The sequence below is a fragment of the Methylobacterium brachiatum genome, from assembly GCF_900113845.1.
In the GTDB taxonomy this organism is placed as follows: Bacteria; Pseudomonadota; Alphaproteobacteria; order Rhizobiales; family Beijerinckiaceae; genus Methylobacterium; species Methylobacterium brachiatum.
In genome coordinates, this window is sequence record NZ_FOQW01000016.1 from 41,997 (window position 1) to 58,080 (window position 16,084).

Below are 16,084 nucleotides of genomic sequence, written 5' to 3' on the forward strand. Positions count from 1 at the left end.
CCGCAACCCCGGAATGCTTGAGGAGTGTGACCTGTGAACGAGGATCTGTGGCCCACCGAGATCCGCCTGTCGGCCGATCGGCGGGTGCTCAACGTCGCCTTCGAGGACGGGTCCCGCTTCGCCCTGCCGGCGGAGTATCTGCGGATATCGAGCCCGTCGGCCGAGGTGCAGGGCCATTCGCCCCTGGAGCGCAAGGTGATCGGCGGCAAGCGCGCCGTGGCGATCCTGGCCGTGGAGCCGATCGGCAACTACGCCGTCAAGCTCGGCTTCGACGACATGCACGACACCGGGATCTACGGCTGGGAATACCTGCACACGCTGGGCCGCGAATACGAATCCCGCTGGCAGACCTATCTCTCCGAGCTGGCCGAACGCGGGCTCGACCGCGAGACCGCGCGTTCCGCCCCGGCCAAGCAGGGCGGCGGTTGCGGCTCGGGCTCGTGCGGCTGCCATTGAGGGCTCGGTAGCCGTCCCATCCTCCCCCTCATCCTGAGGTGCCGAAGCGTAGCGAAGGCCTCGAAGGAGCCCTCCAGGATTCGCCGAGGTTTCCGGAGGGCTCCTTCGAGGCCCGCTGACGCGGGCGCCTCAGGATGAGGGGGCGATTTGGATCTTTGTTGATCAACAGCACCAGCCCCGGAGCCATCATGGCCTTCACCTGCACGATCCCCGCTCTGCCCACGGTCCAGCAGGACGATGCCACGGTCCGGATCACCCGCTGGGACTTCCCGCCCGGGGCGGTGACCGGCTGGCACGAGCATGGCTGGCCGTATTTCGTGGTGATGCTGGTGGCCGGCGTGCTGCGCGTCCATGACGGGGCAGCGGTCAGCGAGACCGCGCTCGCAGCGGGGCAATCCTACATGCGCCCGGCCGGCATCCGGCACGATGTGATGAACGGGTCGGAGCACCCGATCGCGTTCATCGAGATCGAGGTGAAGCGCCCCGACGCGCTGGTGACGCTGCCCGAAGCCTGAACGCAAAAGGGCCGACCTCGCGGCCGGCCCTCACCGAAACGGTCCGAAGAAATCAGCGCTGGACGACGACCTTCGTGCCGACCTTGGCGCGGGTGTAGAGGTCGGTGACGTCGTCGTTGGTCATGCGGATGCAGCCCGAGGACACGGCGGTGCCGATGGTCTCCGGCTCGTTGGAGCCGTGGATCCGGTAGATCGAGCCGCCGAGATACATGGCGCGGGCGCCGAGCGGGTTCTCGATGCCGCCCTTCATGTAGCGCGGCAGGTCGGGCCGGCGCCGCAGCATGGTCGACGGCGGGCGCCAATCCGGCCATTCGCGCTTCATCGTGATGGTCTGCACGCCGCCCCAGGTGAAGCCCGGGCGGCCGACGCCGACGCCGTAGCGCAGGGCCTGGCCGCCGCCGAGCACGTAGTAAAGCCGCCGCTCGGCGGTGGAGACGACGATCGTGCCGGCGCCGTAGGGGCCGTTATAGGCGACCGTCTCGCGCGGGATCGCCGACATCTGCGGCACGGCCGCGTCGAGCGGGTCGGCGGGGTTGAGCGAGGCGTTGGCCACCGGCACCGCGACGGTCTCGACGGCCTGCGGGCGCACCCGCACGGTGAGCGCATCGTTCAGCGGCTGGCGGGTCAGTGGGTCGATCTCGTAGGCCAGTGCCGGCGCGGCGCAGGCGGCCGCGCCGATGAGCCCTACGAGGGCGGGAAGGAAACGACGCATCAAAGCCTCTCGGGGCAGGCGCGAAATGGGTTGGGAACGCGGCGAATTACCGGGGCACGATGCCGTGCCGATCCTCGCCAAGGGGTAAACGCTCGCGCCCCAAATCCAAGCCGGAAACCGCCACGCTTAGCCGGTTCCGCCCCTCCGTGACGGGATGGCAACACTGTGGCAGCTTAGCCATAACCGCGGGATCGGCCTGGGCGGTCGGGCGTGTCCCGACCTGCCCGGCCGCCGAGACCTCACGCCTCGTCGGCGGCGAGCCAGATGGCCGGTTCCAGCGGTGCCGTGCGGATGAGCGCGGGGACGGCGGGCAGGCCGCGGATCTGCGCCAGCTCGGCCAGTTCCGGAGCCTGCGCGGTGTCGTCGGCGGTGAGGAACAGGCCCCTGGCCCGGGCGGCGCGGCCGAGATCGGCCCGGCTGGTCCAGACGCTCTGGGCCGGGCTCGCCAGCAGCGCGAGGGCCAGCGGGGCCAGCCACAGGCCGAGCCAGGCATTGCCGGCCCAGACCAGGGCGAAGACGATCAGCGCCCCGACCACCACGGCGTCGGCCTGGAGCCGGAACGCCTCGGCCCAGGAGACCTGCCGGTCGTCGCGATCCTGGGTCTCCCAGCGCACCACCCGGCCCAGGAAGGTCGAGACCACGGCGCCGGCGGTGAACAGGGTGAGGACCGGCCACAGGAACACCCACACGACCTGCTCCAGGGCGGCGCTGGCCAGGAGCGACCGAGCGCCGCCGAAGGAAGCCCGGCGCTCCGGCGAGACCAGGACATGGCCGAGGCTCAGGACCTTGGGCAGGGCCAGCACGGCGAGGCTGAGGACGGCGAGGCAGTGGGCGGCCGCGCCGTGACCGGTCAAGCCGTAGGCGAGCAGGCCGAGATCGCCGGTCCGGGCCGCCTGCCAGGAGGCCAGGCCCAGGAAGGCGATCCAGAGCGGCAGCATGCCGTAGGCCAGGATGCCGACCGCGAGGTGCCAGCGGCTCGCGCCATGCAGCCCGGCCCAGGGCAGCACCCGCAGGTGCTGCAGGTTGCCCTGGCACCAGCGGCGCTCGCGCCCGAGCAGATCGATCAGGTTCGTGGGCATCTCCTCCCAGGTGCCGCCCATCTCGGGCAGCAGGCGTACCTCCCAGCCGGCGCGGACCATCAGGGCGCCCTCGACGATGTCGTGGCAGAGGATCTCGCCACCCAGCGGCGCCCGGCCCGGCAGGACCGGAAGCTGCGCGTTCTCGGCGAAGGCCTCGATCCGCAGGATGGCGTTGTGGCCCCAGTAGCTGCCCTCCGGGCCCTGCCAGGTCTCCAGGCAGCGCAACGCCAGGGGCGCGTAGAGGCGCACGGCGAATTGCTGGATGCGGGCGAACAGGGTGTCCCGGCCGGCCGCGTAGGAGACGGTCTGGATCAGGCCGGTGCGGGGGCTCTCGTCCATCAGGCGGACGAGCCGGGTCATGGCGGCGCCGGTCATCAGGCTGTCGGCATCCAGCACGATCATGTAGGCGTAATCCGCACCGTAGCTGCGGCAGAACTCGCCGATATTGCCGGCCTTGCGGCCCGTATTCTCGGTCCGGCGCCGGTAGCGGATCCGCGGCAGGGCCGGGTCGGCCTCAGCCCAGGCCTGGATGCGGGCGAATTCGTGCTCCTCCACCGCCGCGATCGCGCCGTCCCGCGTGTCGGACAGGACGAAGATATCGATGCTCTGCGCCTGCGCATCGGCCAGCGAGCGGGCCATCACCCGCAGCCGGGCGAAGACCGCCACCGCGTCCTCGGCATGGATCGCCACCACGGCGGCGGTGCGCCCGCCCCCGGCGGCGGGTCGCAGGGCGGATTCGGACCGGCGCTCCAGCACCGACTTCGCCCGGTCGCCCAGGAGGGCGGCCACGAGCCCGTAGACGTATTGGCAGGCGACGAAAGCCTGCCAGCCCATCACCAGGGCGAACAGGATCAGGATGGTCCAGGCCAGGGGGCTGGCGCCGGCCGGGTAGGCACGATCGGCCAGCCATGCGAGACCGCCGGCGGCGGCGAGGCTCGGGATCGCCAGGGCGAGACGCCGGGCCAGCAGGGCCCGGCTGCCGCCGGCCCAGGCCTCGGGTTCGAGCGCCGTGGCCGGACTCGTCACGATTTCGGGATCGGGAGCGCCCGGATGGGCGTTCCGGTGCGGCCGCTCGGCGGAGGAGGTGACCCGTGAGGACATGGCGCGAGGAACTCGACCGTGGAAGGCTGCCGGCTGCCTCGCCGCGGGCGGGCGGGAACCGATGAGCGTGGACACCGATATGCGGGGCGAGGACACGCAGCCGACCCGGCCGCACAGGCAGCCGGAGGCCGAACGGATCGATCCCCCCTCCCGGCGCCGCGTCCTCAGAACCGTCCTGACCGCGGCTGCCGGCAGTATTGTACCTAGCGCTATAGATCTGAATGGCGCCCGAACATGGGCCGGGGCGGCGCTTCAGCCGCAGGGCCCTGCGCCCGGGGCCGCGCAGGACGGTGCGATGACCTTCGAGACCCTGTCGGCCGAGGCCGAGCGCCGCGCGTCTGCGCCCTACGCGGCCCCGCCCACCGACCTGCCCCCGGCGCTCGCGGGCCTCGACTACGACGGCTATCGCCACATCGTCTTCCGGCCCGCCGAGAGCCTCCATCTCGGCCGCCATTTCAGCGCGCAGCTGTTCCACCGCGGCTTCCTGCAGCGCAAGCGCGTGGCGCTCTACCTGCAGCCGCGCGGCGGCCCGGCCCGGCCGATCCCCTACGAGAGCCGGCTGTTCGATTTCGGCGGGCGGCTCGCCGGCCAGAGTTTTCCGGCCGATCTCGGCTTCGCGGGCTTCCGCCTGCACTACGCCTTCCCGGAGACGCCGGCCTGGCGGCCCAAGGGCTTCCAGGAGGAGTTTCTGGTGTTCCTCGGCGCCTCCTATTTCCGGCTGCGCGCCGCGGGCCAGGAATACGGGCTCTCGGCCCGGGGCCTCGCCATCGGCACGGGCGCACCGGTGGGGGAGGAGTTTCCCGATTTCACCGCCCATTGGCTGTGCGAGCCCGAGCCGGAGGCGCGCAGCCTCACGGTGCTGTCGCTCCTCGACAGCCCGAGCGTCTCCGGCGCCTACCGGTTCGTGATCACCCCCGGCGACCCGGCCCGGATCGCCGTCACGGCGGCGCTCTATCCCCGCAAGCCGATCCCGCGGCTGGGGCTCGCGCCGCTCACCAGCATGTTCCTGTACGGCCAGAACGGGCCCGGCGCCCGGGACGCCAAGCCGTTCGACGATTTCCGCCCGCAGGTGCACGATTCCGACGGGCTCTGCGTCGCCACCGCGGCCGACCGGCTGTGGCGGCCCCTCATCAACGGCCGCAAGCAGCCGCAGGTCTCGGCCTTCGCGGCGAAGCCCCTCGGGGGGTTCGGGCTGCTGCAGCGGGAGCGGCGCTTTGCCGCCTATCTCGACGTCGAGGCGCGCCAGGAGGCCCGGCCGGGCCTGTGGATCGCGCCCGAGCCGGGCGGCGCCTTCGCGGAGGGCGCCGTGCAGCTCTACGAGATCCCCTCGGCCGAAGAGTACATGGACAACATCGTGGCGGCCTACGTGCCGGCGGCACCGGTCCAGCCCGGCGCCGCCCTGCGCCTCGGCTACACGCTGACCACCGTGGGGGCGGAACCGACGGAGGCGATCCCGCAACCGGCGCTGGCCCGGGTCACCGAAACCCGGTTCGGCTCGGCCGAGCGCCTGCGCCCGACCGACCCGCCGAACCCGGCCCGGCGGCTCTGCGTGATCGATTTCGAGGGGCCGTCCCTGCCGAAGGGTGCGGACGAGACCGTCGCCGCCGAGGTCTCGGCCAGCGCCGGCACGCTCCACGAGCCGGTGGCCAACTTCGTGCCGCAGACCGGCGGCTGGCGCATCTACGTGGAGTGGCGCCCGCCGCAGCCGATGCCGGCGGGGGATATCGTCCTGCGGGCGCGGCTGGTGCGCGGGACGACCCCGTTGAGCGAGACCTGGGACGCGGTGGTGTGACCTACAGCGTTCGCGTATCGGTCCGTTCCGATCGCGACGCGCCCCCTCTCCCGTGCGGGAGAGGGTTGGGGTGAGGGTCGAGACCTATCCGGAGAGGTTACACCCCTCACCCTGTCCCTCTCCCTCCAGGAGAGGGGACCCGCGCCAATCTCGCGAACGATCCGCCGGCGCGGGGCCTAACACCCCTCAGGCGCTGCGCCGCTCGCGCTCCAGGCGCTTGGCCAGGCGGGTGGCGCCGTAGACCTCGCTCAGGCGGCGGCGGGCGGCGTAGACCGGCGGCGCCTGCCGCTCGACATGGGCGGCCGCGATGACGCGCAACGCGGAGTCGACCGAGCGCTCCAGGCGGCGTTCGGCCGAGACGGCGAAATCCTGCTTCGAGTCCAGCATGCGATGATCCCTCGTGCGAGGCCGGGCCCGCCCTCTCGCGGGGCGGTGACCGGCGGCATGGGGCAGCTTCGGCATCCGGCTTGACCGCATCAAGGCAGCTTGGCCGTAAGCCGGGGCGCGGTGTTACCGCAGCTCCTCGTGCCAGGTCCGGCCGTCGCGCTCGATCAGCGCGATGGCGGCGGTCGGCCCCCAGCTCCCGGCCGGATAGGGCCGCGGCGCCTCCGGGCGGTCGGCCCAGGCCTTGAGCACGCCGTCGGCCCAGGCCCAGGCGGCCTCGACCTCGTCGCGGCGCATGAACAGCGTGGCGTTGCCCCGGACCACGTCCATCAGCAGGCGCTCGTAGGCATCCGGGTAGCGCTGCTTGAAGGTCTCCTCGAAGGAGATGTCGAGGTCGGTCGGGCGCAGGCGCAGGCCGCCGGGGCCCGGATCCTTGGTCATCACCTCGAGCTTCATGCCCTCCTGCGGCTGCAGGCGGATGACGAGGCGGTTGGGCTCGCGCCCGAACGCCTCCTCGGGGAAAATCGAGAAGGGCGAGGCCCGGAACTGGACCACGATCTCGGACAGCTTCTGGGGCAGGCGCTTGCCGGTGCGCAGGTAGAACGGCACCCCGGCCCAGCGCCCGGACTGCACCTCGAGCTTCATCGCCACGAAGGTCTCGGTCCGGCTCTCGTGGCCGAGCTCGGTCAGGTAGCCCTCCACCGGCTTGCCGTCGACGGCGCCCGCCACGTACTGGCCGCGCACGGTCACGGTCTGGATGTCGTGGGCGGTGATCGGCTTGAGGGCGCGCAGCACCTTCAGCTTCTCGTCGCGCACGGAGTTCGCTTCGAGGTTGAGCGGGCTCTCCATGGCGGTCAGGCACAGGAGCTGCAGCATGTGGTTCTGCAGCATGTCGCGCATGGCGCCCGACGTGTCGTAATAGCCGGCCCGGCCCTCGACCCCGACCGTCTCGGCCACGGTGATCTGGACGTGGTCGATCACGTCCGAGGTCCAGAGCCGCTCGAAGATGGTGTTGGCAAACCGCAGGGAGAGCAGGTTCTGCACCGTCTCCTTGCCGAGATAGTGGTCGATCCGGAAGATCTGCGATTCGGGGAAGACCTCGCCGACCGCGTCGTTGATCGCCTGGGCGGATTTCAGATCCTTGCCGATCGGCTTCTCGAGCACGACCCGGGATTTCGGCCCGATCAGGCCGTGGTCGGCGAGGTTGCGGCAGATCGAGCCGTAGAGGTCCGGCGAGGTCGCCAGGTAGTAGGGCCGCACCTGGTCGGGCCGCTCGCCGAGCTTGGCCGCGAGGTCGGCCCAGCCGCTCTCGCCGGCGCCGTCCACCGCCACGTAATCCACGTGGTCGAGGAATTTGTGGAGCACGTCCTCCGTCAGGTCGGAGGCGGGCACGAAGCGCTTGAGCGCGTCCCGGGCGTGCTCCCGGAACGCGTCGGCCGACAGGTCCGAGCGCGAGGCGCCGATGATTCGGCTGGTCTCCGGGATCTGCCCGTCCCGGAACCGGTAGAACAGGGCCGGCAGCAGCTTGCGCGCCGTGAGATCGCCGGTAGCGCCGAACACGACGCAGTCGAACGAGGCAACGGGGATGATCGTGGCCAAAAGAGCGGCTCCCTGGTGTCGTGCGCGGTTGCAGCGCGGCGCGCCGCACTGACCTAACCTGGGTGCAAACGCTTCGCCAGACGAGGGGCGGCCGTCAGCAAGGCCCGCGGCGCATGCCTTTGTGGAACGGTCGCGGCTCGATGCACCGGCCGTGAACCGCGCCCCGTCATTGCGAGCGCAGCGAAGCAACCCAGGGAACCGCTGCGCATGAGAACTTCACGCAAGGCCGGGATACAGATCGCACCAATCCGGGTTCATCGCCTCGATCAGGGCGAGCTTCTTCTTCCGGGAGCCGCCCTTGATCTGCTTCTCGCGGGCGATGGCCTCGTTCATCGTCGGGTAGCCCTCGTACCAGACCAGGAGCTTGCATCCGTAGCGGCGCGTGAAGCCGGGATGGAGGGATTCGCGGTGCTCGTAGACGCGCCGGGACAGGTCCGCGGTGACGCCGGTATAGAGCGTCCCGTTGCGGCGGCTGGCCATGATGTAGACGGCCGGCGCGCGCATGGTGGCAGTCCCGTCCAGCAGAACGATCGGCCGCGCGGAGCCCTGGGTTGCTTCGCTGCGCTCGCAATGACGGGGTGGGCGTCAATATGCGTCGCGCGAGGCGTTTCAGGCTTGCGCTGCTGCGCGAGCTTGCCGCCGCTGGATTGCGCCACGCTGGTGGGTTGGGTTCGGCACGGGGGCGTTCAGGAATTTCCTGGTGGCGTGAGAGCATCCACCGTCATTGCGAGCGCAGCGAAGCAACCCAGGGCTCCGCGCGGCACATGGTTCCGCTCGACGGAACGGATCCGGAGAGATGCGGGTCGAGAGGGGCCCACCTACAGTGACGCTGCCCGGAGCGGAATTTCGGCACAAACCGTCTTCCATCCTCGCTCGAAACATCTTCCCTCGCGAAGCCCTGGGTTGCTTCGCTCCGCTCGCAAGGACGATGGCGCTTACTCCGCCATGAACCGCTGGAACGCCTCGGAAAAGTCCGGGTGCCAGCGCGACAGGGCGGGCCGGTTCTCGATGATGTCGCCGGCGGCCCAGGCGATGCGTTTCTCGTCCTGCGCCCGGGTGGTCTCGTTGTCGGGGCAGAGGATGTAGAAATCGCCCGCCTCCAGCCGCTCCAGCATGAAGGTTACCGTCTCCTCCGGCGTCCAGGCGCCGGCCGGTTTCTCGGCGACGCCCCGGGCCTTGGTCAGGCCGGTATAGACGAAGCCCGGGATCAGCAGGTGCGCGGTGGTCCGGCAGCCCTCGCGGGTGCGCAGCTCGTGGGCGAGCGCCTCGGTGGCCGCCTTCACGGCCGCCTTCGAGACGTTGTAGGGCGCGTTGCCGGGCGGCGTGGTGATGCCCTGCTTCGAGCCGGTGACGATCACCGCGCCGGGCTTGCCCCCCGCGATCATCCCGGGCGCGAAGGCGTGGATGCCGTTGACCACGCCCCCGAGATTGGTGGCGAGGATCCGGGTCCAGGTCTCGGCATCGGAGAAGAGTTTTCCGCCGGCCTCGATCCCGGCATTCAACATCACCACCGCCGGAGGGCCGGCCTTGGCGACATGGGCCGCGAGCGCCTCCACGGCCTCCCGGTCCGAGACGTCGGTGGGTAAAGCCCGGACCTCGACGGCGGCGAGCTCGGCCACCGCGCCGTGGGCCTCCTCGAGGGCTTGGCCGGGCAGGTCGGCGAGCCAGACATTCATGCCGGCCCGCGCGAAGGCTTTCGCCGCGGCGAGCCCGATGCCGCTCGCCGCCCCGGTGACGACCGCGCTGCGGCCTGGGCTGATGGCGGGATGCTGGCTCATGGGTCGGTCCTCGGCTGGATGGCGTCCCGAAGATGGGGCGCGTCGGGGCCGAAGGCGAGTTGGAACCGATGCGATCGGCTCGCCGCCAGCGCCATTGGCAACTGGGGCGATCGCATAAGGAAATGGTATTCCTCCGGGCGTTGATAACGCCCGCGGCAAACGCTCCCTCGAAGCCCTCGAACCGAGAACCTGGCATGACCCCATCCCCCGGCCTGCCGAGCCGCCGGGCTCTCCTCGCCGGGGCGGCCTGCGCCGGCCTCGCCACGGCTGCGGGGGCTGCGGCCTCCGGCTTCGGGCCCCTCGGCAAGCCGTCCTGGTCGGCCGACAGCCTCCAGGCCACTGCGGCCGCCAAGGGGTTGCTCTACGGCTGCGAGGTGCCGTTCCATCGGTTCGACGCGACGCCGGCCTACCGGCAGGCCGTGGCCCGGGAATGCGGGATCCTAGTCTGCGGCACCGAGATGAAGATGGAGGAGGTGCTGCCCGCCCCCGGCCGCACCGATTTCGCCCGGGGCGACGCGATCCTGCGCTTCGCGCGGGCCAACGGCCAGCGGATGCGCGGGCACACGCTGATCTGGCACGCCGCCCTGCCCCCCTGGGTCGCGCCGCTGCTCGGCCGGGCGAGCCCGGTCCAGGCCGAGGATTTCATGCGGCGCTGGATCGAGACCGTGGCCGGCCATTACCGCGGGCAGATCGTCGCCTGGGACGTGGTCAATGAGATTTTGGGCAACGAGGCCGATCCCGACCGCGGCGGGGGCCTGCGCGATTCGCCCTGGCTCGCCGCGATGGGGCCGGGCTACGTCGACCGCGCCTTCCGGATCCTGCACGAGACCGACCCGGCGGCCGCCGGCACCTGGAACGAGGACGCGGTCGAGCAGGGTGCCCCCTGGATGGAGGCCAAGCGCACCAAGGTGCTGCGCCAGCTCGAGGCGATGCGGTCGCGCGGCGTCCCGATCCGGCGGTTCGGGCTGCAATCGCACCTGACCAGCACGGTGCCGATCGACCAGGGCCAGCTCCGGCGCTTCCTGCACGAGATCGGCCAGATGGGTCTGGGGATCGCGGTCACCGAGCTCGACATCGACGACCGGGCCTTCCCGTCCGACGTGCCGACCCGGGACCGGATGGTGGCCGATTTCGCCCGCCGCTACCTCGACGTGGTCCTGGCCGAGCCCGCCCTGCTCGACGTGCTCACCTGGGACATCTACGACCCCGACACTTGGCTGAACGATCACGTCTACCGCAAGCGGCCGGACGGGCTGCCCCAGCGGGCGCTGCCGCTCGACGCGCAGTTCCGGCGCAAGCCGCTCTGGCACGCGATGCAGGCCTGCTTCCGGGCGGCGCCGGACCATACGGCCGCGCGCGAAAGACTCAGGCGGGGGTGATGCCGGTTCGGTTGTGCCGGTCTTCAGAGGCCAATGGACCACCCGGCGGCGCCGGACGAGGCGCGGGTCCCCTCTCCCGTGCGGGAGACGGACAGGGTGAGGGGCGCGCCCTTTCCGGAAGACCCTGATCCCTCACCCCAGCCCTCTCCCGCTCGGGAGAGGGGGCCGTGTCGCGCTCCGCACAGGATCGTGTGAGCGCCCCACGGTCCCGAGAACGGGCTCCGGCGGGCGGTCCGCCAGCAGCCGGCGGCGCAGGCGGGCGCAGGGGTGCTCGACCCAGGTGAACATCCCCCAGCACCAGAGCAGGGTCAGCGGGAAGGCCGCCAGCATCAGCGTCAGCCCGTGCAGGCCCGGCGCCAGGTGCAGCACCAAAGCCACCACGGCCATGTGGGCGAGGTAGAAGCTGTAGGACCAGAGGCCGAGCTGGCGCATCGGCCGGGCGGAGAGCCACCGCACCGCCCAGCCCTCCCCATGCAGCAGATAGGCGAAGGGCACGAACAGGGCCGCGCTCTGGAGCGTGTAGCGCAGGGTCTCGCGGAAGGCGGGATCGCGCACGGCCAGGGTCAGCAGGATCACCGCGAGGCTCGCGGCGACAGGCCAGAGCGTCGGGCGCCAGGCCCGGTCGGCCGGGATCACCGGGTTTTTCCACAGGCCGAGGCAGCAGCCGAACAGGATCGCGTCGATGCGGGTGTGGGTCCAGGAATAGTTCAGGCTGTAATCGGGGAGCCGCCAGACGTTGACGCAGCGGATCGCCAGCACCGCCGCGCAGATCCCCAGGCAGGCCAGCGCCGCCCGGCGCGGCTGCAAGCGCCCCAGCCACAGGAGGTAGGCCAGGGGGAAGACCATGTAGAAATGCTCCTCGATGGCGAGGCTCCACAGCGGCACCGGCAGCACCGCCTCGGTGCCGAACAGGCCGGGATAGTTGGTCAGGAACAGGACCTGGCCGAGCACGGCCGCCGGCTCGACCCGCATCCAGTCGAGCAGCCCCGCCGCGTAGAGCGCCCCGGTGGCCGCGAGCGTCAGGTAGAGCGGCGGCAGGATCCGGAGGCTGCGCCGCAGGTAGAAGGCGGCGAGCGAGACCGTGCCGGTGCGCCCGCGCTCGATCCGCAGCAGCGTCGTGATCAGGTAGCCGCTGAGGAAGAAGAACACCGTGACGCCGAAGCCGCCCGGCACCACGTGGCTGTAGCCGCAATGGGCCGCGAACACGATCAGGATGGCGAGCGCCCGCACCCCGTCGAGCTGCGGCAGGTACGGCATCGCACTCGGGACGTCCCCGGTGCGCTGGGATCCGGAATCCGGCATGGCGGCGGCTGATCGTCCTTCACGGCACGGCCCCGCAGGGTGCGCCCTTTCCGCGCCAACCGATATCGGCGGACGGCTCCGGGCGCAGCGCCCCTCGCCGGATGGTGAATACCGGTCCCGGCCAGCGCGATCCATCGGAGGAGATTGGTAACCGTACCGCCCCATCATCCCGCCCGACCGCGCCGCCCCGGGCGCCGTCGGGAGTGTTGCGTATGGTCCCGGCCCGTTTCCGCCTGTCCGCCCGCCTCGGCGCGGGTCTCTCGGTGCTGGCGCTGCTCGGCGGCCCCGTCGGCGCACTGGCGCAGGGGGCTCCGGCAGCGCCGGCCGGACCCGCGGCTGCACCGGCCCCGCCGCTCGCCGTCCCGGTGGCGGTGCCGCCGGCGCCCGATCCGTCGAAGAATGCCGAGCCCAAGCCCCAGGATTCGGCGAAGAATCCCGAACCCCGTCCGATTGAGGCGAAGAGTTCCGAGGCCAAGCCGCCGGAAACGCCGAAGAAATCGCGGGAGCCGGCGCCGCTGGTCTACGCCAAGGTCTCCACCGACCCGACCCCGACGCTCACCGCCCGCACCTTCCTGGACACGCTCAAGGTCGCCGACCGCTACGCCGCCTTCGCGGAGGCCGGGGGCTGGGAGCGGCTGCCCGACGACCTCATCCGCCTGAAGCCCGGGGAGCGCAGCCCGGCGATCCCGTCGCTGCGCCACCACCTGACGCTGACCGGCGACCTGCCGGTGGACGCGCCGCCCAGCGACCGGCTCGACCCGCCGCTCATCGCCGCGATCGCGGCGTTCCAGGCGCGCCACGGCCTGCCCGACAGCGGCATCCTGGGCCGGCTCACGATCAACGCCCTGAACGTGCCGGCCGCCACCCGCCAGCGCCAGCTCGCGGCTTCCGCTTCCCGGCTGATGGGCTCGAAATTCCCGTTCGGCGAGCGCTACGTCGTGGTCAACATCCCCTCGGCGAATGTCGAGGCGGTGGAGAACGGCGCGGTGGCGCGCCGCTACGTCGCGGTGGTCGGCTCCCCCGACAAGGCGACACCCACGGTGGAGGCCCGGATCACCGACATCAACTTCAACCCGACCTGGACCGTGCCGGCCTCCGTGGTGAAGAACGAGATCATCCCGCAGATGCGCAAGAACCCGGGCTACCTCGCCCGGAACCACATCCGCATCCTCGGCCCCAGCGGCGAGGTCGATCCGACCAAGATCGACTGGGCGGGCAACAAGGCCGCGGCCTACACGCTGCGCCAGGATTCCGGCTTCGACAATTCGCTCGGCCAGGTGCGGATCGACATGCCGAACCGCTTTGCCGTCTACATGCACGACACCCCGGCGAAATCGCTGTTCGCCGCCGCCGTGCGCTTCCACAGCCACGGCTGCGTCCGGGTCGGCCAGGTCAAGGAGCTGGTCGGCTGGCTGCTGCAGGGCACCGACGGCCCGAACGGGCCCGGCACGAGCTGGGGCCCGATCGAGATCGAGACCGGCATCGCCGACGGCGAGCGCCGCGACATCAAGCTGGTCAAGCCGGTGCCGGTGACCTTCGTCTACCTCACCGGCTACGCTACCCCGGACGGGAAGGCGCATTTCCGCGACGACATCTACAACCTCGACACGCCGCCCCCGGCACCGGAGCCCGCCGCCACCGGGGCGATCCCACCGGCCGGCGCCGCGCAGCCCGCGGCGATGCCCAAGCCCGCGGCACTCAAGCCGGCCGCACCCAAGCCGGCCGCGGCGAAGCCCGCTCCCGCCAAGCCGGTGGTCAGCAAGGCGACGGCGGTGAAGCCGGCTATCGAAGGGGGCAATCCGGACGCGTCCCAGCCGTCGCGCTGAACCCGGGCCTGCCGACGGCTTGATCGGTCCGGCGGGGCGTGATCCTCAGACTAAGGCTTCGAACGCCGCCTCGAGCCGACGCGTGAAGATCCCCGGGTCGAAGACAGCGGGGCCTGACCGCAAAATTTCATCGAGGCGCGCGCGCACTTGTTCGAGGGTCGCAGGATCTCTCGCGAGTTGCAGAGCCTGACGTTCGTAGGCGTCCAGGCTATCCGTGACGAGTTCGGGAAGGCCGAGCGCCGTCAGAAGACTTCCAGCCATGCGGCTGGCATAAGCGCGCCCGGAGCACGTCATCAACGGCAAGCCCATCCAGAGGGCGTCGCTTGCCGTCGTTCCGGCATTGAAGGGGAACGTGTCGAGGAAAAGGTCGGCCAGCGGCAGACGGGCGAGGTACGCCTCGTAGGACACGCGCTGCGCGAAGACGAGGCGCTGCGGATCGACGCCGTGAAGTCCGGCCTCTCGCCGCAGGTTGCCCCGAGCCGGCTCGTTGTCGGCCAAGAGCCAGAGCACACTGCCGGGAATAGCCTGCAAGAGACGCATCCAGATCGCAAAGATGGTCGGCACGATCTTGTAGCTGTTGCTGAACGAGCAGAACACGAACCCGGCCTCGGGAAGCCCCTCTGTCGAACGCGCCGGCAGTGCCGACCTTGGCGGCCGGCGGCTGTTGGCCTGGAAGCAGCCGGGCTGCGCGATGATCGTCTCCGAGAAGCCGCCCTGCAGCTTGCCTTCGTTCGCCAGGAAGGCATCTCCCACCGTGAAGTCGATCCAATCGGCGCCGGTCGGACCGGGAAATCCCAGGTAGTTGCCCTGGACCCGGGCCGGACGCGAGGCCAGGATGCCGGGCCGGCTCAGGGTGGTGAAACCCGCCAGATCGACGGCGATGTCGGCGGGCCACGCGCGCAGGAAGCCGGCCGCTTCGGCATCCGACCACCCGTGAGCATCGACAAATCGGTCGGCGGCCTCGGCAATCCGCGCGCGCAAGTGACTGCCGTCGTCCGGGCCATACGACAGGGCGACGATCTCAAATCGCTCGCGATCGTGCAGCGCCAGCACATCGACCATGAGGGCCGCGACGGGATGAGCCCGGAAGTCCGGCGACAGGTAGGCCAGCCGGATGCGGCCGGGATGCCTGGGACCGGACGCGCGGGGCGCCTGCAGGGCTAGCGGCGCGGCGTAATCACGGCCGCGCTTCAATTGGACGCCGGGATCGTCGGTCAGGGCAAGGACCGGGAAGGGCGACGGCGGATCGCGGCGCCGCCACGGGCCCACATCGAGCGAAAGCATCTTTCGGTCTGTCGCGAAGGCACGCCAGTCGCACAGGATCTGGCGCAGGTGCGAACGCATCGCGAGCACTTGGCCGTGCCCGGGATCGAGGTGCGCCGCCGCGTCGAGGCTCTCCAGCGCGCCGAGGAGGTCGCCGGCCTTCCGCAAGGCGAAGGCGAGGTGGAGATGCGCCTGCGCTGAGGCGGGATCGAGGGCGATCGCCTCCCGGAAGCATCGGGTCGCATTCTCCACGCGCTCCAGATCGAGATAAGCGAGGCCGAGATTATTGACGGTGCCGGCGTCGTGCTTGAGGGCCCGGGAATGTTCGAAGCACGCGACCGCCTCATGCAGGCGACGGAGCGCGCGATAGGCCACCCCGAGATTGTTGTGCGTCGAGGCTGACAGCGGATCGAGTTCAAGCGACCGTTCGAGAGCCACCGCCGCCTCGGCGGGCCGCCCGAGGGTGTTCAGGACCACGCCCAGGTTGTTGTGAATCTCAGCATCCTGAGGGGTTGTTTGGGCGGCCTTGTTCAGCAGCGGCAGGGCTTCTGCGCTGTCGCCTCTCTGATGCAGGAGCGTTCCCAGCAAATGCAGGGCACCCGGATGGTCCGGCTCCGCCAGCAGGAAAGCACGATACAACCTTTCGGCCTTGTTGAGCTGTCCCTTTTGGTGCGCAATAACAGCATCTCGAGCTAAAGACTCGTGTCGATGGCGTATTTTTTCCATCTGTATTCTCAAATATATCTCAAATTCCACGTAAAATTGAAATGCAATGCGGTCAAAAACGCATTGGATAGAGCTGTTTAATTATATCCCGGCACGTAGTCCACTTAAATAATCGTGACTGTTGTTATCATAATTTACGTTCGGATACCCGCGGTATTCTATTGTCAGATAT

General features: G+C 70.4%; 13 protein-coding genes. 5 read left to right on the plus strand and 8 right to left on the minus strand.

Annotated features, from left to right (window positions below):
• The first annotated feature begins 33 nt into the window (after window positions 1-33).
• Together BMZ47_RS20500 and BMZ47_RS20505 are read left to right on the plus strand one after the other, a co-directional pair.
• Window positions 34-456 (plus strand): gamma-butyrobetaine hydroxylase family protein, encoded by a 423-nt coding sequence (locus tag BMZ47_RS20500; protein ID WP_091863998.1) that lies wholly within the window; start codon window positions 34-36, stop codon window positions 454-456.
• A gap of 188 nt (window positions 457-644) precedes the next feature.
• Entirely contained in the window at window positions 645-971 is a 327-nt protein-coding gene (locus BMZ47_RS20505) for a cupin domain-containing protein (protein ID WP_007560307.1), read from the plus strand.
• Window positions 972-1,023: 52 nt separating this feature from the next.
• On the opposite strand, the gene BMZ47_RS20510 is transcribed toward BMZ47_RS20505, so the two are convergent.
• Together BMZ47_RS20510 and mdoH are read right to left on the minus strand one after the other, a co-directional pair.
• Complete coding sequence (locus BMZ47_RS20510; protein ID WP_007560308.1) at window positions 1,024-1,683, minus strand: L,D-transpeptidase; 660 nt, start codon at window positions 1,681-1,683, stop codon at window positions 1,024-1,026.
• A 239-nt stretch (window positions 1,684-1,922) separates the two neighbouring features.
• Window positions 1,923-3,863, minus strand: coding sequence for a glucans biosynthesis glucosyltransferase MdoH (mdoH, locus tag BMZ47_RS20515; protein WP_091863999.1), 1,941 nt, complete (start codon window positions 3,861-3,863; stop codon window positions 1,923-1,925).
• Between the two features lie 295 nt (window positions 3,864-4,158).
• Here mdoH and BMZ47_RS20520 point away from each other — a divergent pair, with 295 nt between their 5' ends.
• Window positions 4,159-5,655, plus strand: coding sequence for an OpgD/OpgG family glucan biosynthesis protein (locus BMZ47_RS20520; RefSeq protein WP_091864000.1), 1,497 nt, complete (start codon window positions 4,159-4,161; stop codon window positions 5,653-5,655).
• Window positions 5,656-5,841: 186 nt separating this feature from the next.
• Here BMZ47_RS20520 and BMZ47_RS20525 read toward each other — a convergent pair whose 3' ends face one another.
• From BMZ47_RS20525 to BMZ47_RS20540, 4 genes are all read right to left on the minus strand, one after another.
• Entirely contained in the window at window positions 5,842-6,042 is a 201-nt protein-coding gene (locus tag BMZ47_RS20525; protein ID WP_007560314.1) for a hypothetical protein, read from the minus strand.
• 123 nt (window positions 6,043-6,165) lie between these two features.
• A complete protein-coding gene (zwf, locus tag BMZ47_RS20530; RefSeq protein ID WP_091864001.1) occupies window positions 6,166-7,638 on the minus strand; it encodes a glucose-6-phosphate dehydrogenase in 1,473 nt (490 codons plus the stop codon).
• Between the two features lie 216 nt (window positions 7,639-7,854).
• Window positions 7,855-8,142 (minus strand): GIY-YIG nuclease family protein, encoded by a 288-nt coding sequence (locus tag BMZ47_RS20535; RefSeq protein WP_091864002.1) that lies wholly within the window; start codon window positions 8,140-8,142, stop codon window positions 7,855-7,857.
• Between the two features lie 431 nt (window positions 8,143-8,573).
• Entirely contained in the window at window positions 8,574-9,416 is an 843-nt protein-coding gene (locus BMZ47_RS20540) for an SDR family NAD(P)-dependent oxidoreductase (RefSeq protein WP_091864003.1), read from the minus strand.
• A 194-nt stretch (window positions 9,417-9,610) separates the two neighbouring features.
• Here BMZ47_RS20540 and BMZ47_RS20545 point away from each other — a divergent pair, with 194 nt between their 5' ends.
• Window positions 9,611-10,795 carry an endo-1,4-beta-xylanase gene (locus BMZ47_RS20545; RefSeq protein WP_091864004.1) on the plus strand — a complete coding sequence of 395 codons (1,185 nt, stop codon included), beginning with the start codon at window positions 9,611-9,613 and terminating at the stop codon, window positions 10,793-10,795.
• A gap of 132 nt (window positions 10,796-10,927) precedes the next feature.
• Here BMZ47_RS20545 and BMZ47_RS20550 read toward each other — a convergent pair whose 3' ends face one another.
• Window positions 10,928-12,052, minus strand: coding sequence for an acyltransferase family protein (locus BMZ47_RS20550; protein WP_244536890.1), 1,125 nt, complete (start codon window positions 12,050-12,052; stop codon window positions 10,928-10,930).
• Window positions 12,053-12,309: 257 nt separating this feature from the next.
• On the opposite strand from BMZ47_RS20550, the gene BMZ47_RS20555 reads away from it, so the two are divergent.
• Window positions 12,310-13,923 (plus strand): L,D-transpeptidase family protein, encoded by a 1,614-nt coding sequence (locus BMZ47_RS20555; RefSeq protein ID WP_091864006.1) that lies wholly within the window; start codon window positions 12,310-12,312, stop codon window positions 13,921-13,923.
• Window positions 13,924-13,968: 45 nt separating this feature from the next.
• On the opposite strand, the gene BMZ47_RS20560 is transcribed toward BMZ47_RS20555, so the two are convergent.
• Window positions 13,969-15,912 (minus strand): O-linked N-acetylglucosamine transferase, SPINDLY family protein, encoded by a 1,944-nt coding sequence (locus tag BMZ47_RS20560; protein WP_244536891.1) that lies wholly within the window; start codon window positions 15,910-15,912, stop codon window positions 13,969-13,971.
• Window positions 15,913-16,084: the final 172 nt, after the last annotated feature.